We start from the raw sequence: 22762 nt of genomic DNA on the forward strand, positions 1-22762 counted from the left end.
TCTTTCTAGCCACCCCTATTCTTTATTCTTTCAAAACAGGAAAGTTCAGGTGGTGCTATGCCAAAAATGATACGATCAAACATGACTCGGATCTATTTCAATAACTCTGGGATCATTCGAATCGAAAAAGGAAAATTTTATAAATACATGAAAAAAATGGATCATTCATTCTATAAAGTAGTTGATACATACGGAAACGGCATCATACTGACACATGATGAGTTTTCCTCACTGTTTTTACGAACAGGATCAGGGACTATTCATTGAATGAGCGGTTGTTTCCTCCTCTACGTCTACTATTCGACGTAGAGGAGTTTTTTGTTCATTACTCCATCTGAGAGCGCATCATAATTTGTGGAAGGGGAAATTTATTATTCTCTAGGTAACAGTAAAAACGGTCGAACAAAGCAACTAGCTTGTGCCTTATTCGACCGTTTTTACTATTTATTTTTCTTTTTTATCGAAGCGTTTTGTTCAGATACATCGTTTTATCCATTCTATTCATACACTCTTCTTTTCTCATTTCAGCCATTTTAATATACATCGTTTCTCCTTCTGGTGAGTAGGATTGCTTAACTTGGTCTGAAAATTTTATCCTTGAGTTTAAAATCAAGACCTGGTGTGCATCTAGAGGCTCATCCAATGTAACTGATACAACGGATCGAAATTGCGATAAAGAAATCTCAGAAACATGGGTCAATATCTCCAGCAATTCATCTAAGATACAATCATTGACTCTCTTCATTTTAATTCATGCCTCCATCATCAATACACTCGTAAAATCACGCGTGCTTTCTCTAGATATAGAAATAAAAGGCTGTTAGGCAAGGAGAAAAGCCGCGGGAAGCTTTTCTCTTTGGCCTATTCGCCTTTACTCTATTCCTTTTTTCTGTTTTCTCTTTCTCATTATGAGAATGATTCCACCAATTACAAGAAGTACTATCAAAATTCCGATGATGTAGATCCATATAGGTGTTTTTTGGTTCTCCCCAACTGAAAGACTGTTTACTTTGTCCGCTTGCTTATCTGATACTTCAAATGATCGGTTAAACGTCCATTTATTCTTCTTTGCGTCTGTTATTGTCAGATCCAAGACATACTGTCCTGAAGGTAAGCGATCATTTTCCTTGTAGTCAATTGCAAAATCGTAAGTCGAATTAGGTGCCATTTGCATGTCGCTATCATAGGTTTTTTGGATAATTTTCTTAGCAGTCTGTTTATCTTTGATTTCGACAGTATACTTTAAATGACCATACGCATCCATTGTCGGATTTGACAATTTCGCTACAATCGTAGGTTTTCCGAACATTGCTTTTGGAAACACTTCTTTCAATTGCAAGTCGCGTTTGACAGGAGTATCTGTCTCTGTGAGCTTTAACCCCAACACATACCCATAACGATTATTGATTTGTCCACTTTTATCCTCATCTAGGCGTGTTACCTGAATACCGGATAGAATCTGACCATCAAATTTTTCTTTAGGCATCGTAAGTGTAATGGGTACTTGTATAGAGGATTGCCCTTTCAATGAAATTTTTTTGTCGTAGTTCGCAATCTTATCAATCGAAAAAGGCGTCTTCTTTTTTGACGGTGTTTTGTTAGTCGTATAGTCAATAAAGCCTTGATCGTTTGTATATGCTTGATTTACGTTGATCGCATAATTCGCTTCTTCAGCGGAGGTATTCGTGATTTTTACATACACTGTTTGTTTCTGATTTGGCTGCATCCGTAAATCAAAATAAGATTGTGTACGATCGATTTGATTCGTTGCTGGTATCATTTGAATGTTGAATCCTACATCTTCCGACTGAGCTGCTTTTGTCGCACTTCCTACAAGCATTGCAGCAAGAATGACCGCTGCCAAAAAGAAAAATTTACTCCATTTATTTCTCATTTATCCTCAACCTATCCTTTAATTAGCGAAAGCTTCTTTTACCTATCGCACTTGTATTATTGTGCATCTGCCGTATTGTATAGTTGATAAGAGATCGTCCCAGTTAATGTATCCCCTGCCTTTAACACATTGTTCGTGTCTGTAAATCCAATAGATGCGGAATCGACAGCCGTTTTGAGTAATCCTGTATTGTTTTCTTTTGTTGGAGCAGCATCTGATTTCGCAATGATTCCTTGTGCGCCAGTACCAGTCAACGCAATGTCATTGATTTTGAAGTTCGTGATAGAAAAAGTATCTTTTGCTGAATTGTTTGCTGTGATCGAGTTATTGACAACATTCGCTTTCACCGACCAAGTTCTACTAGAACGATTGTTAAAGACATCGACGGTTTGATCTTTTAAGGTGCCATCAATCGTGTACTTGCCATTTTTAACAGTTGTTTCAAAATTGTATGCATTTGGAACACTTTCCAATGTTAATTCATCTTGATCAGGTTTTGTCGGGTCTAGCGGGTCGACAGGGGTATCATTATCAAGTACCTTGACATTTGCAGGACTTGACCCTGTTTGCCCTGTAACCGAATCCGCTAGCGCGATACTTTGAAATCCTCCCGTTAAAATAGTGCCGATAAGTAATCCTGTCCATAATTTTGTGGTTGTTTTCATTTTTTTCTCCATTCTTGCTACTCGATTTTTGGTTCTTCTACCAATAATAGTTTTTGTTCTGCTTGATAACTGCCTACAGGCGTGTTTTTCGGTACATTCAACATAATGTTCTCTTTTCTGATCCGATACTCATACTGCATATTTAGCTCTGAAACCTTTGTTTTGACTAAAAGAGCTTTTGATTGTTGACTATTACTATCTGCCTTGTAGGAACGATAAATATCTGTTTTGTTGGACTGATCTTTTGTGGTCAATGTCCCTGCCCCAAGAATCACCCTCGTCGGCAACACTTGTTTTTTTTCATTTTTAAACAGTTCGAATTGATAGTATAGAGACCAATCGCCTTTCGAGCCACGTTTATCTATCACTTGAACAGTAAAGTCTTCCTTGGGTCTTAAAACAAATGCATCGGTTTGCTGTTCCTGTTTCCCAAAATCTAGTGGGGCTATCTTTGTTAAATAAAGCTCTTTTGGTTTGATTTTTACTTCTATCGGGGTACTTTTTTCTTCTAAGGACCCATCAGCGAAAACAGTTATTTGCATAACCAATGATCCTAGTAAAAAAATACTGATAAGTATTTTTTTAATTTTCATATTTTCTTCCTCGCCACCCTCGATAGCACATACTTGCTATACCTAAATAAAACAGCATCAGACCAACTTTTTGGATGTATCTTGACTGTTTTTCATTGGTTTTGGGAAGTGTTTCGTATAGTGTATTTCTAAAGGATTCCTTTGATGGGCGGGTAATGACTAAGGTCGCTTCTTGATTTCCAGTGTCATCAATAGGTTGTTCTTGCGCATATCCAGCAGTAGTAGTCACCCATAGAAAAATTAGCACTCCGAGGTATAGGCAGAATTTCTTTCTTCTCATTTTCTTCTTCGCCTTAATCCGCATTTGGCGTATTGTATAACTGATAATTAATTGTGGCTTTCAACGTATTCGACGCCTTTAACCGGCCATTCTCATCCTGGAAATCAATAGAAGCTTGTGAGATCGGCTGCTTCATCACACCTACATTGTTAGACAACGTTTTATCCGTCACTGACTGCACAATGATTCCTTGATTTCCTGTACCCGTTAGTTCTACTTGATTGATCTTAAAAGAAGAGATAGGCAAATATTCGTTCAACGCGTTTTCAAGTGTTAGTTGATTATTTAAAATGGAAGCTTTTACACTCCAATCACGTGCCAATCGATCATTGTAGATTTCAACAGCTTGGTTTGTTAGATTCTGCGAAAGACGATACGATTTTGGTTTTAACTCTGTCTGAAAATCAAAAGCAGTGGGAACAGCTGTCAATACTAGGCTTCGCTGATTCCCATCTGATGGATCAAGAGGGTCAACGGAGGTTTCCCAAACATAGGTGCCCGGATTCGTTCCATCATAGTTGTTTAAAAATTCCGAGGTCGTCCCGACTGTTTGTCCATCAATTTTTTTCCAATTTCCTGTATATCCAGATTGCGTGATTGCTGGCAAATCTGTCGTATTGCCGTTCACTCGAAAATTTGGGCCTAGAATAAACGTCCGCAGACTGGCATCTTCGACGAACATACGGTGCATATTTGGCTTCTGTCGCATATCAAAATTCGAAATATCCAATGTGGTCAACGCAAAATTTTTGTAGAACATCCAGCGCATATCGGAAACCTTGCTTGTGTCAAAACTACTGACAGTGACTGTTTCTAAACTCTGATTGAAATCAAACATTTGCGCCATATTTGTCACATTAGTCGTCACGAAATTAGAAAGATCCATACTTTTTAATTTATAACAGTATCTGAAAAGCATGTTCATATTCGTTACGTTATCGGTTCTAAAATGCGAAACGTCTAGCGCTTCAAGATTGTTCATATTGTAGAACATCCCCTTCATCGAACTGACCCTACTGGTAGAAAGGTTCTCTATCCCCTCGAAACGACTACAATTTGATAGTGTTACAGGTGCCGCATTAGTCTCTTGTTCTTTAGAAAATAGAAACGATGAATTTACTGGTGCTTCAATCGGTTGGGTAAACGCAATTACTTTTACCTGAGTGGGATCAATTTTTTTCGCATCCGTACGGTTCCAAGGAGAGCTTGCGGTCTCGCCCAGCATTCCTCCAGTGGTAAATGAGAGCTTTCCACTGGCAGGATCAAATACCCATGTGGTTGTCCCCCATGAATCAGTGACTACCGATGCTTTTTCCTGTCTTGCTGGTTCCAACGTGTCTTCTACCTGTATGTTCGCCTCTGAAGAACTCGTCTGCGTTTCTTGATGCTCCTCGCTTGTTTGAGTTGTTGATGATTGCGCATTGTTTGTTGAAGTAGGTGCGCTTATCTTCTCTTCCGATACGTACTCGAAACTATTAGCCTTCGCATAACTCGTATCGTGAATTAGAAAACCCGAAATCGCACATAAACAAATCGTCCCTAATAGAATTTTTTTCATACCTTTACTACACTTTTGAATCCAGCATTCTTCAATGAGACTTTTAGCCGCTCAAATCTCCTTCGTCTCTTCAGCCAAATACGGATCATTCAATCTCCTTCCTTTCGTTTTGCATTTATACGATAAGTACTGTCCTCTCATCGATCATGCTTAAACGTATTTTACTTACTTGTATAAAAGAAAAAATGAAAATTAAACCGTTTACAAAGAAGCTTACGGCAAAAATCCACGATCATGATCGTGGATTTTGATTATTCTTCAACTAATTATGGCCTCTTATATTTATTTCTATAATAGTTAGCTTTCTCTTTTCCCAAATCTGAATACTCTTTTTTCTTAAGAGATGATTCAGAAAATCTTTGGTCCCAATCAGGCTCCTGCTGATCAAACTCCTCTGAACTTACTGACGATTCATATTGTTGATCAGCTGTATCTGGCGTGCGTTGACAAGCAGATAATAGGAAGAAAACACTAAATAGAAACAGTAAAATACCTATTCTGATTTTCCTGTTCTCCTTTCTTTAATAAAATAGTCTCATTCAAGTCAGATACTATAAAAGACCAATGCCTCTTTTAAAAAGGAAATTAGTTCTTCCTCTTCGTGAAAATCCACCTTGCTTTCTTTAATTAGTACAGATAATGCACGGGTATATTCCGCTTCAGTCATGATGGTTCCCCCTAATTCGAATGCTTGCCTATTTAATGACTCTCCATTTTTTAAGTGTTTATCATAGTTTCTTTTAACAAACCTAGGAAGGTCGAAAGAACCGTTTTCACCGATCCTTTCCCTATATTTTTTCACAAAAATCCGTTTAAACGTTTTAAAATGGAAAAAAATCGACCAAAGTCATTGTAAACGGTTTATGTATATTGAGAATTATTCCTATGAATTATATGATTTCTTAGGTTAGATTAATTCTAACTAACTTCTTCGATAGCAGTACCCGTTAGTGAAGTTTCAGGTACTGCTATTTAAATTTGTATAAAACAATTATAGAGGTGTGTTGTGATGGATATATATATAGTGGATGATAGCTTTGTGATTGAAAAAAAAGTTTCGGCCCTCATTGATTCACTCAATCAGAAGAAAAAATATTCAAATCTGAACCCTATCATTGTTGATTATCCACAACGATTTTATGAAAAAATCTCTCAAATGGAAATCAAAGATAATGATATTTTTATCCTTGATATTGATCTAAACGCCTTTTTTACAGGAATAGATATTGGAGAAACCATTCGCTCAAAAAACTCAAAATGCTACATTCTGTACCTCACTGGTTTGGAGGACAACGCCATTTCCATTATTAATAAAAATATTTATCCTTGGGCTTATATTGTCAAAGAAATAGATGACCGACTTTTCAATGAGTCTTTGACTCGCACACTGGAGGAGATTGTTTTACATCAAATGAAGAGGCAGCAGTCGTCCGACTTCACGTCCTTTTCCGTTCAAAACAAACAGATCGTGATCCCTGTTAAAGACATAATTTACTTAAAGAGTATAAATGGATATAAAAATTCTGTATTGGTTAAAACGATGGATGAAGATTTGATCGTTGATGGAACCTTAAAGAAATTCAAGAATGTTTTCTATCAACCATTCTTTTTTAGAGGCTTTCGAGCATACATTATTAATCTAAATACGATTACTGAATGGAGTAGAGAAGAACAATATGTCGGTTTTGCTAATGGAGATATTTTAGAGTTAGGAGTAAAATCCATCGATAAATTAAAAAAAGCAATCACGGAGATTTCTTATTAAAAACATTGGGGGAAAAGGCTTTGGCTAGTTATATTCGAGCCGGGTTGTTGGCCAGCAATTTATTAACAACCGTTCTCATCGGAAAAAAAATAAATATCTACAGCAAAAGAAATGCAGCTCTGCTAATGTTAATTCTTCTCATCTGCAGTGTGATTGGTCTATTTACTGAAGATGCTTATATCACATATTTTATTTTTCCATATGGTACGATTCAGTTCTTTATGATAACTAAAAAATTTAACAGTTGGATATTGCCTACACTTTTTTTTGTAATGCAGCTCTGTTTGATTATGAATACTTGGTTTCTGACCGTTGATATTCCAAGAATATTAATCCCTGATTTTCCTTTTTTAACTCGAAGTTCCTATGTAGTTTTGACGCTTTTTATTGTTCAAAACTTATTATTGGTTTTGTGCTATTTTTTTCTAAAATTGATAAATCAGAAAACACACTTTTGGAATTTTTTTGTCTATCAGAATAGAAAACTCCGCTTTCTTTCCATTGCGATTTTAATAGTTTTTATCGCACTTATTGTCTTGTATATTCAAGCAACGATTGATCAAAATGTTAAAATCTTACTTTACACTGTATTATACATAGATATTCTTTGTTTATTGATAACGGTCATCACTCATAATTCTTTTGAATATCAGAAAAAAAATGATGAGTTAGAAATACTGTCAGAGGCTTATCTCATTGATCAAAAAAAACGTGAAATCTCAAATGAGTTTCAGCATGATTTCAAGGCGCTGCTTATAGCTCTGGATAATTGTTTAAAAGAAAACTCGATTACCGATGCGCGGATCTTACTGAACCAAATCATCGCAGATTCCCAAGATATGTTTTCATCAAATGAATACGCGCAGATTAATCGCCTAGAAAATCTGCCCATTCAAGGTTTGATCCTCAATTTTTTAAAAGAATGCTCCAAAAATAACCTCTCTGTCAAACTCAAACTTGACTCAATCCCCAAAAATTTACGCGTCGACAGTGTCGATCTCGTAAGATGTGTTTCCATTTTACTAAATAATGCTCTTGAAACGACAATCGATCTGGATGGCGACAATCAGAAAAAAATAATCCAACTTACTGTAGAAAATGACGGAGTAGATACTCTATGCTTTTCTATTACAAATCCAGTTGATAAAAAAGTTGAGTTAGATGCTCTTTTAAAAAAAGGATTTACAACAAAAATTGGTCATAAAGGGATTGGGCTAAATACGATTAAAAAAATTACTCGCGAATCAGAGTATATAAATTTGTATATCAAACAGACGAATCATACATTTATTTCCGAATTGGTAGTAAGCTATTCTAGTTGAATGGGATCGGTTTTAAAAAAATGAAAGAGTCCCACTACTAAAAAGCAGTGGAACTCTTTTTGTTACTTCCTTCTTCTAAAATAAATCAGTCCTGCTCCAGTAATAATTCCTACACCCAGCACGAATAGCCAATGGCTATTCGAATCATTGGTTTGAGGATAGCTGCTGGCGCTTGAATATGTCTTAGTTCCTTTTCGGTTTGTGACAAGCACTGATTTCCCTATTTTTTTGGGCGGTTGTTTTGGTGTTTCTTTTTCTTTTGGTTTGGTGATTGCTTGGTTGACAAATTCTCCGGCCTCTGTTGGCTTGGGTTTGTCTTTGGCAGCGGCGGCGATCGTGAATGCCCGTTTTTCCTTGCTAAGAACATAGCCTTTCGGTGCTCTGGCTTCCACAAAATAGTAATTTCCCGGCGCCAACCCTTCGATAGTAAGCACCCCATCTTTATCCGTTGTGTAACCTTCTATCTTCGTTCCATCTTCATGATATAAGTCAAAGACGGCATCAGATAAGCCTTGACCGGATTCAGATACTTTCTTCAATTGAACTGAACCTTGGTAATTAATGAAGGATTCTAGTTGAAGAATTTCTGGTTTCCCTTCAATTGAAGCAGCGATCTCAAATGGCATTGCTTTTTTATTTCGTAGATAATTCTTTGGTGCCTTGGTCTCAATCAATTTGTATTTACCGGGAGCTAAACCGAACGCTTGTATTGTTCCATCGTTGCTAGAAACAAGTTTTTCTGTTTTGTTTCCATCAGCGTCAAGAACGGTTTGAATCTTTCCATCTTGGTCACGGATTTCAAATTCAGCATCCTTCAATGGTTGCCCTTGCTCATCTTTCTTGACGACGGAAATCGCTCCTTGAGCGTTCGTTAAGTTACCTAGCTCGATTGCTTCTGGTTTGCCTTGATGCTCTTTGACCTCAAATGGATGCGGGGTCGTATCTTGGATATAACCTTTTGGTGCTTTTGTTTCCACTATTACGTAGTGACCTTCACTTAATCCTTTGAAATAGATCTTGCCATCGTCGCCAGATACTATCGTTTCGGTTTCTTTGCCGTCGCGGTTGATCACCTTCACAGGTACGCGACTCGAATCTTCTGCTTTGTATATCTGAAATTCTGCTCTGGCCAATGCATTTCCGTTCTCATCGACTTTTTTTCCGCTTCCTTCAGCCTGGTAGTTTTTGAAATCTAGATTGTCAATGGTTGGATTTTTGTCATCATTGTCTTGAACCACAAAATAGATGGGTTGCTCGTTCTTTATATACCCAGGAGCTGCTTGAGTTTCTTTTAACTTATAGCTTCCCGCCCCCAAGCCTGAAATGTCTAAGACGCCGTTTTCAGGTGTAACGACTGTTCTCACGAACTGCTCGTTGCCATCCACGATCCGCGTCAGCTTGAACTGGGCCCCGGCGATGGAACCCCCATCGCCGACTTTCGTGATCTGGGCTTTCCCATGAAAATTTTGGAAATCCCCTACTTCGATCTGCTGTGGTTCGCCCTCGACTGCTTCCGATATTTTTACCTCGATCAGCGCGGGATTGACGACATAGTCGGCGCCTTCCGATACTTTTGGTGCAGTCGTTTCTTTGAAGTAATAAATTCCGGGAGCCAAATGGTCAAAGGTGACCTTTCCCTCGTTGTCGCTGACCGCTTTTTTGCCTAACGATTGCTTTTGCTGATTATACAGCGTAAATTCCGCACCGGCTAACGCTTCATACGCGGTATTTCGCTTCACGAGTTGGAAAGATCCTTGGTAGTTGACAAAGTCTGATAATTCGACCGCGGATACAGAGCCCTTGGCTGCTTCCTTAATCGTAAATTTCTGTTGTTTTTTATTGAGCAGATATCCTATTGGCGCTTTGGTTTCCACAAAGGTATAGTTTCCCGGAGCTAAGCGGTCAACGCGGACTTTCCCTTTTTGATCCGACGTGATTGGCTGCGGATTGACCTTTTTTCCTTGTTCATCTAAAACATCAAACGTCGCACCGGACAATGTTTCACCGGCTTTGTTTTTCTTGATAAATTCGGCTTCGCCTTGTTCATTGACTAACTGTAAGGGGGAGCCATTTGGTTGTGTCGTCACTCGATCCGGTTTGTTGTGCTCTTCTGCGTTGATCGAAAAAGGCACAGGCTTCGTATTTCTGATATAGCCTGCTGGTGCCTTCGTTTCAACAAAGGTGTATTCGCCGGGAGCCAATCCTGAAATAACGACTTTCCCATCTGCTTGAGAAACAAGCGGCTGCGTGTTGACTTTCGTGCCTTTGCTGTCTAGCACATCGAAGGTCGCACCCGCTAATGGATTGCCGTCCTTTCCATTTTTGATTAATTCGGCTTCGCCTTGATAATTTTTGAAGGTCAATTGAACCTTCGGAAGCTGGTGGTCCCCATTCCGAAAGACTTGGAAATGCACCGGATCTGTGTTCAGTAGATAGCCGACTGGCGCTTCAAGCTCTGTTAATCGGTACAGCCCCAGCGGCAAGCTGTCGATTTCCAGAACACCGTTATTGTCCAATCGGTCTTGCTTCAAGGAAACTTCTTCCCATAACGATCCCTCTGGCGACAGTCTATTGAAACGTTCCAATTTAAAGCGCGCACCTTTTTGAATCGCCCCACCGAAAGTAATCGGGTTGCCTTGTTCATCGGTCTTTTGCAAAATGACTTTGTTTCGTTCATTTGGAATAGTCATTGGCTGCGCATTTACTGAAGAGGTGTCGTCGTTGATCGTGATCCTCCGACCTGCTGCCAGCTCATCAGAAATGGTAAACCCTTCAGGTGCATCAGTCTCAATCAATAAATATTCTCCGTAAGGCAGGTTTCCAAATATTAATTGTCCTTCGTTAGAAACTTCTCCTTGACGCAGAAGCTGTGTCTTTGTTGTATTCCACAATTGAAAATGAGCACCGCTCAGCTTCTTCTGTGTCTCGGCTTCTGTCTTCTGGATCATCAGTTTTCCTTTTTTTCCTTTTGCGGAGCCTTCACTGTGATGGATCTCCACAGTGACATCTTTGCCTTCGCCGCCAACGATCACCTTGTCATTGTCCCCAGTGACTGATATTTTATTGGATACCGTGTCTTTACTGCCACTGGCACTTGAGGTGATGTAGCTGCTATAGACTAACTGATAAGCTGTGTGGATATCTTTTAACATGTTGATCGTTAACGTCTGTTTTCCTGTTTCATTGTTCGTGTCCAGCGAGACAGTATAGTCCGTATCCAGCATCAACGGCTTCTCGTAATTGGGTGTGATCGTACCATTTACTGCCACACTCGTCTCATATAGGCGAATCGATGAATGATCGATCACTTGGTTTTCCGTTGGCCGATCTGTGATGACCACGTTTTTCAGCGTTGATTGTGATGGATTAATGATGGCCTGCCAATCCACATAATCGGGATTTTGCTTGTTTTGGGTTCCTGCTTTTTGAACATATTTTCCACCATTCGTGATTCCAACTTCCCCAACGACCTCTCGTTTTCGATTATTGTTTTCGTATTGAGCAGTGTTTATATATTGTTTCGAATCTTCGATGATCTTTCCTTCGAGAGACGTCTCAAATTCAATCAAATAGAGTTGTTCGGCTCCTTCTGGAAAAGCGATCGTTAAGGTTTGATTATTGCGGCTGTCTGGCTCAGCTACCTTCTTCATATCTCCAGTCACTAGTATTTCTGGTTGTTTTTTCACAACGGTTCCATTCTTTTGAACCGACGCTTCGTATACTTTAACGGAGCCTTTTACATAGGTCTGATTGTCCTTGATCGTGTCGGTCAGCTCTGCATTGACCAATGGATTGCGGCTGTGGTTAACCGCGATCGTCCACGTGATATGCTTGTTTTGCGCATTGTATTTCCCACTCTTTTGGGCGTTTAGCTGATATGGAACGACTGGACGAAAGTCTTGGTTGTCGTTAGATGTATGCTTCTTCCCGAATTCCGATGTCCATTCAGCCGCCATATTGTTTTTAAAGCGGTCTTTTGCAGGGTCATTCGGGTCTAGCTGATTGACTTCAAAGTGTGTATAATACGCCAAATCAAACTCGGAAGACGTCTGCTTATAGTCGTTTTTGAATTGAACATTGAAGCCTAGTTCGTTGCCTTCGTTATCTTTGACGATCGTCAGGTCATAATCTTTACCTGGCGTCAGCACAACGTTCTTCGTGACATCTCGAATGTTGAATTTGTACGTGCCGCCGTCAGATGCCATCATCAACCCAGGTGTGGGTGAATAGCGATCTTTCAAAAATAACTCGTTCATTTCGTAATGGTTTTTATTGATCGCGATCTTCCAGCCGACTTCTTTGGTGTTATAGTTGATGTCGCTGATTCGTTTAATGACATTTTGCTGTTGGGCTGTTCCTTTGTCTCCGCCCTTTTGACCGGTTCCATCGGCCACACTGTTGGTCACCTGCGTGGGGTCTGTCACGATGCCGTCAACTTTCGTCTTATACTCGACACGCAGCGCTCGCTCCACGTCTTTCAAAAACCGAAGAACGAATCCATGCCCAGAAGCATCTGGCTCTAAGACGTAGTCGGTCCCTTCTATGTAGGGAGTCCCTTTGACTTCCGCCCCTTGTTCGTTAAAGGCAATAGGGAAAACCGTTACAGAGCGATCCACCAGCGTCATATTCTTGCTGATGGTGTCTGTCAAAACAGCGTTGTCTTTGGCAATTTTTTTCTCATTGTAATTGTATTTGATTCCCCAGCTAAATTCTTGCTTGGCAGCATCGTAGCCGGTCCGGTTCTTCTCGAGGGGCTTTCCAACATTCGTCGTCACGGTTGCTTTCGCATCGACACCGTCGTCGTTCTTTTTGTCCGTCAATTTCGCTGTGTTCGTAAAACTGATTTTCCCGCCATTCTCAGGCTTTGCGAAATCCTCGATGGTCGTTTGATAGAGGATGCGATAGGCGCTGCTCGTTTTTCCTGGAATCACGATGTTGCCATTGGCATCTACGGTATATTCGCTTGGAGACAGTTCCCGGCCCGTCTCTTTAACCGTCCCATCAAGATTCATTATTAGTTCCATGACCTTCGCGGATTGAAAAGTGATTCCTGTCGGCCACTTTTCCGTGATCGTCGCGTCTTCTAATACATTCATCGCCTGATTGACATCTACTGTCCATTCCACCTGTTTAGGATTAGGCGTACGGTCAAAATGCCCCTGCTTATCAATCGAGGTTTCTGTGTTTGGACGAATCTCGACCTTCACTGGCGGCAGGTCATCCTTGACAGGATAATGGATCGTAATGTCTCCAGGACCGTCGATGTGTTCCTTCTTGATCGTCGTATCGAATCGAAAGCGACCTTCGATATCGCTTTGGTTTTGGACTTCTTCGGTAAAAGTAAAGCGAATATTTCCTTCGGTATCAAGGGTATACGTTGCATACACGTCCCCGTCGTCATTTTTCAGTTCCCCAGAAGTAGCACGGTTAGGCTTCAATTCCTCTGGTAAATGAAAATCGAAATAATCTCCAGCTTGGATTTTCTGGCGAACTGCTTCAGGAATTTGCCAGTTGTAGGCGATACGCACGGTGGTGTCTGCTTTAACTGGCGGTTCGATGACATTTCCCTTCTCATCTAAGAAGGTTAATTTCGAATGGGTGATGATCGTGCCTGCCCCGTCTGGAAAATAGCTGCGAATATCTGTTGGACCATTCGTATTATCTTTCACAACTGCTTTTTTAGCAGGTTTTGTTGTATCCGTAGAAGATGGAGTGTCGCTTGTTTGTGTTTCGTCTGTAGAGCTGCTAGGTGTACCGCTCGTCTCAGAAGTGGTCGTCTCAGAAATTGCTTCCGAACTGCCGGTCTCAGGCACCTGCTTCTCCTCCGAAGGTGAGGTCATTGGTTCTTCTGAGTGTTCTTCAGCGGATTCTAGAGGATAGCTGATTTTTTGATTTTCATAATTTAGATCGATCGACGTTAGGTTTTTCGTTTCTCCGAGTGTTAGATGAATCACTCCTGACCTTGTGATATCTTTGGGAACAGTGATCACTTGATTGTTCTTGACAGGCAACTCTGTTAAGTGACCCGCTTGATCGAAGGCAGCCTGTTGAATAATAGGCTGTGATGCATAGACCTCCGCCTCTTCCTGCAACTCGTTAATCGTGACAGTGACATCCAGTGAGTCGCTGTCCGATCCTGGTGTGATTTTTTCTAAATGTAAGCCAGAAACATCTCGTGCTTCGGCAAATATCTTGAGTGGTGCGAACGCGTTAAGCAACATCAAAACGGCCATAAATCCGTACATCCCTTGTTGCAGTTTCTTATTCATCATCTTTTAACTCCTCCTTATTGTTTTTAGTTATATCAGACTCTTTTCGCTTTAGTTTTCAAAAAAAGCATCTTCCAGATTCCTTTTCTGAAGTACCCAATCGATGTGTTTTTTCTCAGACACTTCCCCAAGTGTTTGTGAAATTTTCTCCATATCCCCCACCGATAATTTCTTTCCGACGACAACGACCTGCGCCTCTGGATAGGTCTTTTCGATGTCCTTCAAGATTCCCGTGGTTACAAGAATATCCACTTCCTTCGCTTCCGCTTCAAGACTGTTTGCGACCGTTATGTTGTAAAGGTAATGAAAATAGCCATTGAGTTGCTGGATCAGATTGTTTGTTAATAAATTTGGCATATCACTCTCTACTAATATTGAAATAGGAACTTCGTATCTGCAGGGATTATCCAAAAATAAAATATTCTTTAAATACGGAATCAATAAATACTCTTTTTCCAAAAAAATCGGATTTTTTGATTCTTCATACAACACGTCAATAAAACGCGCTGTTTTCTCGATCAGACACGGGAAATTTTTAGAAAAAATCTCCTTATAGGTATTTCCGGTAGTATCCGTATTGAACCCTTTAAAATAGTAGGCAAAACAATTGTTCGCTAATACACACGCTTGAAAGTGCCAGCGCTTTTCTTCAGGAATAGTAAAGTATTCTTCTTGAAAACGCGTCAGCATCAATTCCGTCGCTAAGTAAATCTGCGTTTGTTTTTCTGCTTGCTCCTGCATCAATTTACTCAGAACCGACTCGGTGAAAATCTCGATCGTTTTGGACATCGACAACCAAACCAAAAAAAAGAAAGGTATTTCAGCTATTTGGATATCCACCACACCATCGACTTCACTCATGATTTTTTTAAAGCGCGGATACAATACATTGTCTGTAATCTGCCTTTCGACTTCTGGATCGAAACGAACCCGCTTTCCCTTTCGCGCGCGAATAATTCCTTCGGCGAAAATATACGCGACTTGTTTTTTATAAGCATAGGGAATCTTCGGATAAACGGTGAATTCACTATTTAACACATGATCCACATAACGTTCGATTCGTTGCTCGTTAACGTGGGCAAAGGGCCAGCTTCTGCCACGATAAATACTCCAAAAAAAGGTCATCATGAACATCCGAATTTGCTGCTCCTCACCAACCAATTGACTATTCTCTCTTCCCAACGAAATATGGTAGCGTTCCAGAAGGTTTTGAATTCTTGCGAGGCATCTTCGAACGGTAGACTCACTAATGAAATGATCCAGAGCGTAATTTCTAACGCTATCGAATTCTTCTGTAAGTAAAGCCTCAAAAATCCTGACTGTATGACAGCTCCGAACAACTTCTGCAGCCAGTTGATGGACATCTGCGTCTCGCTCGATCACCAAACGTACACCGCGACCTCGAGAAAACTCAAAATGGAATTTCTCAGGATCGATCTCATTAATCTTATCCGCGAGTTCATTCATGACGCTTAGCGTTGTACGCATACTCATGGACAATTGTTCACTCAACCACTTTGCCGTTACCCAATGCCCATTCGTTTCATTTAATAACAGAACCATCCGTCGCTGGTGAAAAGTCGTGCGATCGAAGAGTTCCTCAAAAAAATCTCTTTTTGCTTCTGACATTTGATCCCCTCTTTTAAAAGAAAAATTTAATGATAAAATAAGCAATCCTTCGGCATCATCATAGTAAATTAACTAAAAAATGGATAATGAACTGCTCAGAAAATCGCCTTCATTTCAATTTTTCTCAAATAATTTTATAAAATTGACCATAACAGCAGAGTTTCATTTTATTCTTCAAAAGCCACAGAAGGATTAACGAGATAAACAAGTAATTCTCTATACAAATAAAAAGATCTATTCTTACTTTTGTAAGAAATAGATCTTTTTTTGAAAGATAATGAATCGTTGTATTTTTTCATCCGCCGTGTTCTGAAAGAACTTAGAAATAAAAAATTGAATATCTCGCTCTATTTACACGTTGTTTAACCAAACGAAGCTCCTTCTATGACTCACATAATGGTCAAACGGCCTTCTTCTATGGCGGAATAGATTGTTTCGTCTAAATAATAGCCTTTCCGCCAAATGGTTCGGACGGCTTTTTCGTCTTCCAACGGATAGATTTGCTCAAATTTGTTATTTATACTATGGACACAATTTGACAGGCTGGACAATCTCGATTTTGTGGTCTCCTCGTCTCCCCAAAGCTGCAAAATCAAATACTCACGTGTCACCGTTTCAGGAAAGGTATCGTACAATTGACGGACAATTTTCTTTTCCAAAGTGCTCAGAGATATTCTTGCCCCCTTGGCTTCATAATTCTGCTGCGAACGAGCTACGTACATTGTATCCAAGGTATCGCGCAGCTCTTCCAAACCAACCGAAACGGGAAGCTGATACACCCGTTCGTCGCTTGTTCTTTTTGGTACGTCTGACACATTATTTGTTATTCTAACGATAAACTGAGGGGCATCTCCCAGCAGCTTTATGACTTGCTCGACTTCACTTTCAAAAATTGTCTCGCTGAGAAAGAGAATAGGAAAAAAGTGGAGTAGGTCTGTCTCTTTTTTTCTATTTAGTAGTGCACCCAATAAATGAGCCGAACAAAAGACATCATAGCCTAGCGTCTCCAATAGCGACTTGAGGGTCTCTTCCTTGTTTACATTTCTGGTTAACATTAAAATCATTTCTTTTCTCTCCTTAAAAAAGTCCCATTCATCAGTAATCTGTTGAATGGGACAGGGACCGACTTTGTTTTTTTTAAAGGATCATTCCTTGCTTTCACAACGCTTATCCACGTTCTTGACCTCAATTTTTATTCTTAAAAAGAAACGTAGGATTAACTCTTTTTAGCTCGTATCCGGTAACGAAATATCCCTGCTGCTACAACGAGCACCAGACCCAGGATTAGAAGAGCACGCGATCCCTTTTCTCCTGTTCTAGGAAGACTTGTTTTATAGTTGGTTGCACTGTTGTCTCCTTTAAATGAATGGCCGCCTCCCCCGTGATTTTTAGGTGAGGAAGGAGCAGGAGGCACATGTGTATTTGTTAAAACATAGCCTTGATCCTGATTTCCAGTGATTGTTGCTTTATAGCCCTTGATAGAAACTTCTTTAATCGTATAGTGGATCGCTTTTCCCTGACTGCTTAGCGGCAGGTCTGAAAAATCTCCCTGCCAGTTTGTCGCTTTGGTCAAAACCAATTCCTTGTCCATTTGTTTTCCGTCAGCGAACAATTGAACACGGATGCGCTCTGGTCGAAGCCCCTCCTGATCTCCAAAATCGTCCCACACTTTCAAAACATTGATACTTGTTCTTTTAGGTGTATAGCTATTTATTAGATTGAAGCCGTTGACCGTCGTACTGTAATGAGAAACGCGATCTTCCTGAATGGCGTAGCTTATTTTCTTGCCATCCTGATACTTCGGAAGATCTGTAAATTGGTATGTCCAGCCCGTTTCAGCGCGAACCTCTTTTTCGGCAACTTCTTTTCCATCGGCTAATAATCGAATATGAATCGACGCAGGTCGAAGCCCGTCCTGATTGTTCTTATCTTTCCAAGTTTTTGTTCCAGTAACTTGTGTTGTTTCAGGAGTATGGGAATTGGTCAGGGCGAAAGTCCCTTTTGCTATTTCCTCTACGGTTCCTTTATACCCGTTGATCGTTCCAACTTCACCAACGGTATACTGAATTTCTTTGCCCTTCGATTTTACGGGTAAATCGTTCCAGGTAGTTGACCAGTGATTCTCTTGGCTCAGCGCCACTTCTTTCCCGACTTTCAATCCATCTCCATACAATTGGAGGTGAATTTTTTCTGGGCGCAGTCCATCTTGATTATCAGCATCGTCCCAGTGTTTGGTTGCAGAGACACTGGTTTTTCCTGGTATATACTTATTCGTAATCGTGAAATCCGTAATCGTCGGCGTATAATCTGTCACAGAGCCTTCCATCACGCTATACTTGATTTCTTTGCCATCTTTGAATTTAGGCAAATTGGTAAACTCATATGCCCAGTTGGTTTCTTCGGATACATCCTTAGACTGAGACTGTTCAGACTTGCCATCTGCCAAAAGATTTACCGTGATTTTTTCTGGCCGCTTACCATCCTGATTGTCGGCATCGTCCCATACTTTTTTTCCTTGAACTGAGATTACTTCAGCTTTATGGGAATTGGTAACCTCAAACCCACCTTTTCCATCGGGAGAGATGCTGGTTGGCTCATAGTTTGGAACGTCAGATTCCTTGACCGAATATAGTATTTCTTTTTTTGCCTCATCGTACTTTTCTAAGTTTTCAAACGCTCCTGACCAGTTGGCGGAAGCAGTGACTGTCAGTGTTTTTTTGGTTGGCTTTCCATTGGCTACCAGCGTAAATGCAATCTTTTCTGGTCGTTTGCCATCTTGGTTATTGGCATCATCCCAAATCTTTTTGATCGGCACATTGACGTACTGCTTTTTTTCATTGGCGATATCTTGAATGGGCTGCGTTAATTTTATGACCCCTTGATCGCTAATGAGTTCAAAAGAATGTTCCTGCGTCACTCGATCGTAGCCGGGAGGCGCGGAAATTTCTTTTATTGAATAGGTTCCTTCCTTTAGGCCTGTAACGGTCACCGTTCCTGTTGCATCAGAAGTTAGTGACTTCGCCACTTCTTCGGAGATCTTGTCTTCACTGCTGACCCATTGGACTTTGTTAGCGGCAGTGACTCCATTGTAATAATCGCCCTTCGCATTCTTGATCGCGAAGACGGCTCCCGACAACCCCTTCTTAGTCTCTCCATCGACCTTCTTAAACGAAATTCTCGGAAGATCGTTTTCAACGAACATTTCCGCAAATTGTGCCGTCTCGGTGTCTGGATTAAATCTCACGACTTTTCCATCCCGCAGCTCTTGGCTGACTGTAAAACCATCTGGTGCCTGCGTCTCAATCAGCAAATAATCGTAATTTGCACGCAAGTTTCCAAATTTCAGCTCTCCTTTTTCATCCGTGGTTCCTGAACGAACGAGTTGTGCCTTGTTTCCTTTCTCATCTCGGGTCCACAGTTCCAGTTTTGCTCCAGCTAGAGGTGTCTTATCGCCTTTGTTCTTGTCGATTTTGACGAGTGTAACAGAAGCCGCTGAGCCTTGTGCACTTCCACCAGAAACAATCACTTTTTGTTTAGTAGTCGTTTCCTGTTGAATCGTTTTTTCATTCATTCCCTTGATCGAAATCTTATTCGTGACTTCATCCGTCAAGAGACTTGAATTGATTAATGACCGGTATTCTAGCATATACGCCGTGTGGATCGTTTTCAGCAGTTTGATTGTTGCTACTTGTTTGCCGGTTTCATTGTCCGTCTGTACATCGACAGAATAGTCTTTTCCTTGTTCTAACGTTTTATTCGTATTTTTTGAAATGTTGCCTGCCGCATCTATGACGGTTTCAAAAATCTTTATAGACGCTTGGTCGATCACTTGATTTACTGAAGGCTCATCCGTGATGACCACATCATCTAGGGTGGATTGCGAAGGGTTGATCACGACCGACCAGTTCACATAATTCATATTTCCGCTGTCTTGTTCCCCTGATTTTACAGCGTAGCTTCCCCCATTTGATGCCTTGACAGAGGCTTCCACTGCCTTACTTTTGCCATCATTTTGAAAAGTTGCCTTATTCAAATATGGCTTGTCTGTGATCAATGACCCTTCAAGACTTGTCTCGAAGACCAGCGCATACGCTTTGGTTGAGCCATCTGGCAAATTCGCAGAGACGGTCTCCGCCGATTCCGCGGCTGCGTTTGCCACTTCTGTTCCAAGTTTTACGGAGCCATCAGGATTGATGGTAACTTCATATAATTTGGCGCTGTTCGGTACATAGGTTTGATCTCCGAGGATCGGATCGCTGATAGTCGCGTTTTTTATCGTTTGTTGATTGTAATTAACGATGGTTGTCCACTTGATCCGCTTCGTTTGCGCATTGTATTCCCCGCCTTTTGAAGCGTCCACCACGTAATTTTTCGTAACTGTTTGATCTTTTTTCCCGGTATTTTGATGATCCTTGCCATCCGCATCCTTCCACTTTGAAACAGCCGTGTTGGTAAATTTCTCTTGTTCTCTGGCAAAATCGGTCGCGTAGCTGATCACATAGGTTTTATTGGTCCCGGGGTCAGCCAAAGCCCCGATGAATTGAACATTGAATTTTTTATCTGTGGGTTCTCCAACAAATTCATAATCAACGCCAAGCTGCAAGGGTATCTTTGAGCCTTGTTCGAAAATCTTGAAGCTCTCTTTATTGAAGACCAGCCCCTCAGACATCGTGTCTTCTAACTTCCAGTTAAGCATGTCATAGTTGAAGCGATTGACCGTGATCGTCCAATTGATTTTTCGATTTTGATAATCCACAGAAGCGTCCTTAACGACACCATTTTTTTCAATCGTTCCACTACCAGACCCTTTATATCCGCCATCTGTGATGACCTCGTTTTTTAACGTGCTTCCATCAAAATTATCGTCAACGATAACGGTCAGTTTTGTTTTGTAGTCAATGGTGATAGCTGTAGAGACTTCTTTTAAGAAGGTGACTGTCATTGATTTTCCATCAAAAACAAGGGAATAATCGGTTCCTTCGACTAAAGTTGTCCCACTTACTGTTTTTACAACAACGGACCCTTTGACAAACTCTGCATAGTCTCCTACAAGAGTGTCCTTCACATACGATCCCGCGGGAAGCTTTTTATATCCTTGATTGTATGCGATTTTCCATTTGTAAACTTGTCCGTTTTCAGTGGTATCTCGTACGCCATTCGATTTAGAAATGAGCTTTCCAAATTGGAGCTTCACTTGCGCATCTGCCGATTTTACATCTGTCCCGTTGGTTATTGTTGCTGTATTTTTGAAGGAAAGCTCCCCGCCTTCATAGGGGATTTTATTCTCATCAACTGTCGTTTGATAGACCAGCTTGAAAGATTTCGCTGTCTCCGCATAGTTGCCGATGAACGTGACGACATTTCCTTCACGTGTGTAGTCGGTTCCTTCAACTAAAGGAGTGGTTCCTACACTTACGACCTCTCCCTTTAGATTTATTTCTTGAGGATAGATTTTTAAATCCGCTAAGTTCAACCCTTCCGGCAGAGGGTCCGTCACCGTGGTATTTTTTAATACATTCAAATTCGTATTAATGGAGACATCCCAGCGAATTGAGCGATTGTCTGACCCTTTGGTGCCCAATTTGCTTATTGAGTTGCCGCCATTTGGCCGAACGGTGACTTTGATCTCTTTAGTCCCTTCATCGAGAGGGACTTTGATCGTTGTTTCTCCCGCATTGTTTTCCTCTTTTAATTGTTCCGCATAAAACAGTGTTCCTGAGATGTCATTTTCCTGCTCGACTTTTTGGTTAAATGTCCAGCGCACCTTGCCCTCTGCACTGATGGTGTAATTCCCATAAACAACCCCGGAGCTGTTTTTTAATTCTCCGCTTTGAGCTCTCACTTTTAGATTATCTGGCAGCTTCGTCTCGTAATAATCCCCGCCTTTGATCAGCTTCTCGTCGATCAGACGTTGCGGGATTTCCCAATTGTAAGAGAGTTTTATGGTGGCGTCAGAGGGAACGGTTTCGTGCTCGTAATCGATCGGAACATTGCCATTGAAAACCTCGATCTTTACATCAGATAAAAATTTTTCATTTCCTTTAAACAACGTTTTGATATCTACCGGTTCTCTTTCAGCTAACATTGCTGCCTTCTTGCTAACAACAGATTTCTCTTTCTCCTTGCTGCTCTCTTGAGTCGTGGTGCTGGTCGTAGTTGTTTGTTCACTTGTGCTTGCGGAAGTTACGGTCGTTGACTCTGACGATTCTTTCGTTGGTTCTTTTGAAGAGGACGTACTTTGAGGGATCGTCAGTGGTGGAATCGTCACTTCTTGCTCTTGATTCGCAGAATGAACCTTAAATGAACGTTCGTTTTCCCCTTTTTTCACGCGGAGACGGATATTTCCTTCCACCGTCGTTTTCGGTTGTGCGTGAATCGTCACCTGTTTCTTATCCTCAGATAAGAGCGTTGAAAATTCTTTTTGAGCGTCGTTGATCAATTCAACCGGCTCGCTCAACGACAGGACGAAAGTTTTCTCTTGATCTGTCGGGTTATCGACAGCGGCTCCCACTTGAACCTCTGCGTACTGTTCCCCCTCTGTTGCTGGGCTTATTTCTAATTTACGTATAGTTAATTTCTCTATCGGTTGTTCGGAAGATGTTTCTGCAATCGCAACGATAGGACCAACAAACGTATTTAAAAGTAAAACGATTAACAAAATAACAGACTTCTTTATCTTCACTTCCCTATCCACTATAACCACTCCTTCTAAAAATAATATTAATAAAATCCATATATTAAAAATATATATTAATATTATTTTATAATTTAAAGAATGGTTATCATA

General features: G+C 40.7%; 14 protein-coding genes. 3 read left to right on the forward strand and 11 right to left on the reverse strand.

Annotation, left to right across the window (positions count from 1 at the left end; all coding sequences use genetic code 11):
- The first annotated feature begins 57 nt into the window (after positions 1-57).
- Positions 58-267: a hypothetical protein gene (locus IGI66_RS17475; protein ID WP_114525859.1), complete on the forward strand. Its 210-nt coding sequence runs from the start codon at positions 58-60 to the stop codon at positions 265-267.
- A gap of 190 nt (positions 268-457) precedes the next feature.
- Here the strand turns inward: IGI66_RS17475 and IGI66_RS17480 are convergent, their stop codons facing one another.
- From IGI66_RS17480 to IGI66_RS17510, 7 genes are all read right to left on the reverse strand, one after another.
- Positions 458-745, reverse strand: coding sequence for a hypothetical protein (locus tag IGI66_RS17480; RefSeq protein WP_114525858.1), 288 nt, complete (start codon positions 743-745; stop codon positions 458-460).
- 126 nt (positions 746-871) lie between these two features.
- Positions 872-1894 (reverse strand): DUF916 and DUF3324 domain-containing protein, encoded by a 1023-nt coding sequence (locus IGI66_RS17485; protein ID WP_438849759.1) that lies wholly within the window; start codon positions 1892-1894, stop codon positions 872-874.
- Positions 1895-1950: 56 nt separating this feature from the next.
- Positions 1951-2559, reverse strand: coding sequence for a hypothetical protein (locus IGI66_RS17490; protein WP_010778780.1), 609 nt, complete (start codon positions 2557-2559; stop codon positions 1951-1953).
- A gap of 17 nt (positions 2560-2576) precedes the next feature.
- A complete protein-coding gene (locus IGI66_RS17495) occupies positions 2577-3152 on the reverse strand; it encodes a WxL domain-containing protein (RefSeq protein WP_438849760.1) in 576 nt (191 codons plus the stop codon).
- A complete protein-coding gene (locus IGI66_RS17500) occupies positions 3142-3432 on the reverse strand; it encodes a hypothetical protein (RefSeq protein WP_438849761.1) in 291 nt (96 codons plus the stop codon). Before IGI66_RS17500 ends, IGI66_RS17495 begins: the two co-directional genes overlap by 11 nt.
- Positions 3433-3445: 13 nt before the next feature.
- On the reverse strand, positions 3446-4990 hold the full coding sequence (locus IGI66_RS17505; RefSeq protein ID WP_438849762.1) for a BspA family leucine-rich repeat surface protein: 1545 nt from the start codon (positions 4988-4990) through the stop codon (positions 3446-3448).
- A gap of 544 nt (positions 4991-5534) precedes the next feature.
- Positions 5535-5657 (reverse strand): hypothetical protein, encoded by a 123-nt coding sequence (locus IGI66_RS17510; protein ID WP_431380093.1) that lies wholly within the window; start codon positions 5655-5657, stop codon positions 5535-5537.
- Positions 5658-5999: 342 nt separating this feature from the next.
- Here IGI66_RS17510 and IGI66_RS17515 point away from each other — a divergent pair, with 342 nt between their 5' ends.
- The gene (locus IGI66_RS17515) at positions 6000-6755 is read left to right on the forward strand and encodes a LytR/AlgR family response regulator transcription factor (protein ID WP_010778785.1); all 756 of its coding nucleotides are present in this window, start codon (positions 6000-6002) and stop codon (positions 6753-6755) included.
- 20 nt (positions 6756-6775) lie between these two features.
- Entirely contained in the window at positions 6776-8077 is a 1302-nt protein-coding gene (locus IGI66_RS17520) for a GHKL domain-containing protein (RefSeq protein WP_431380092.1), read from the forward strand.
- Positions 8078-8139: 62 nt separating this feature from the next.
- On the opposite strand, the gene IGI66_RS17525 is transcribed toward IGI66_RS17520, so the two are convergent.
- The 4 genes from IGI66_RS17525 to IGI66_RS17540 all read right to left on the reverse strand — a co-directional run bounded on the left by IGI66_RS17525 (position 8140) and on the right by IGI66_RS17540 (position 22669).
- Positions 8140-14349 (reverse strand): SpaA isopeptide-forming pilin-related protein, encoded by a 6210-nt coding sequence (locus tag IGI66_RS17525; protein ID WP_438849764.1) that lies wholly within the window; start codon positions 14347-14349, stop codon positions 8140-8142.
- A gap of 48 nt (positions 14350-14397) precedes the next feature.
- Positions 14398-15975 carry a helix-turn-helix domain-containing protein gene (locus IGI66_RS17530; RefSeq protein WP_114525849.1) on the reverse strand — a complete coding sequence of 526 codons (1578 nt, stop codon included), beginning with the start codon at positions 15973-15975 and terminating at the stop codon, positions 14398-14400.
- A gap of 389 nt (positions 15976-16364) precedes the next feature.
- Positions 16365-17039 (reverse strand): helix-turn-helix domain-containing protein, encoded by a 675-nt coding sequence (locus IGI66_RS17535; protein WP_438849765.1) that lies wholly within the window; start codon positions 17037-17039, stop codon positions 16365-16367.
- A gap of 152 nt (positions 17040-17191) precedes the next feature.
- A complete protein-coding gene (locus IGI66_RS17540; RefSeq protein ID WP_438849766.1) occupies positions 17192-22669 on the reverse strand; it encodes a Cna B-type domain-containing protein in 5478 nt (1825 codons plus the stop codon).
- Between the last annotated feature and the right edge of the window lie 93 nt (positions 22670-22762).

The sequence above is a fragment of the Enterococcus sp. AZ048 genome, assembly GCF_051715125.1.
Classification (GTDB): domain Bacteria; phylum Bacillota; class Bacilli; order Lactobacillales; family Enterococcaceae; genus Enterococcus_A; species Enterococcus_A gilvus.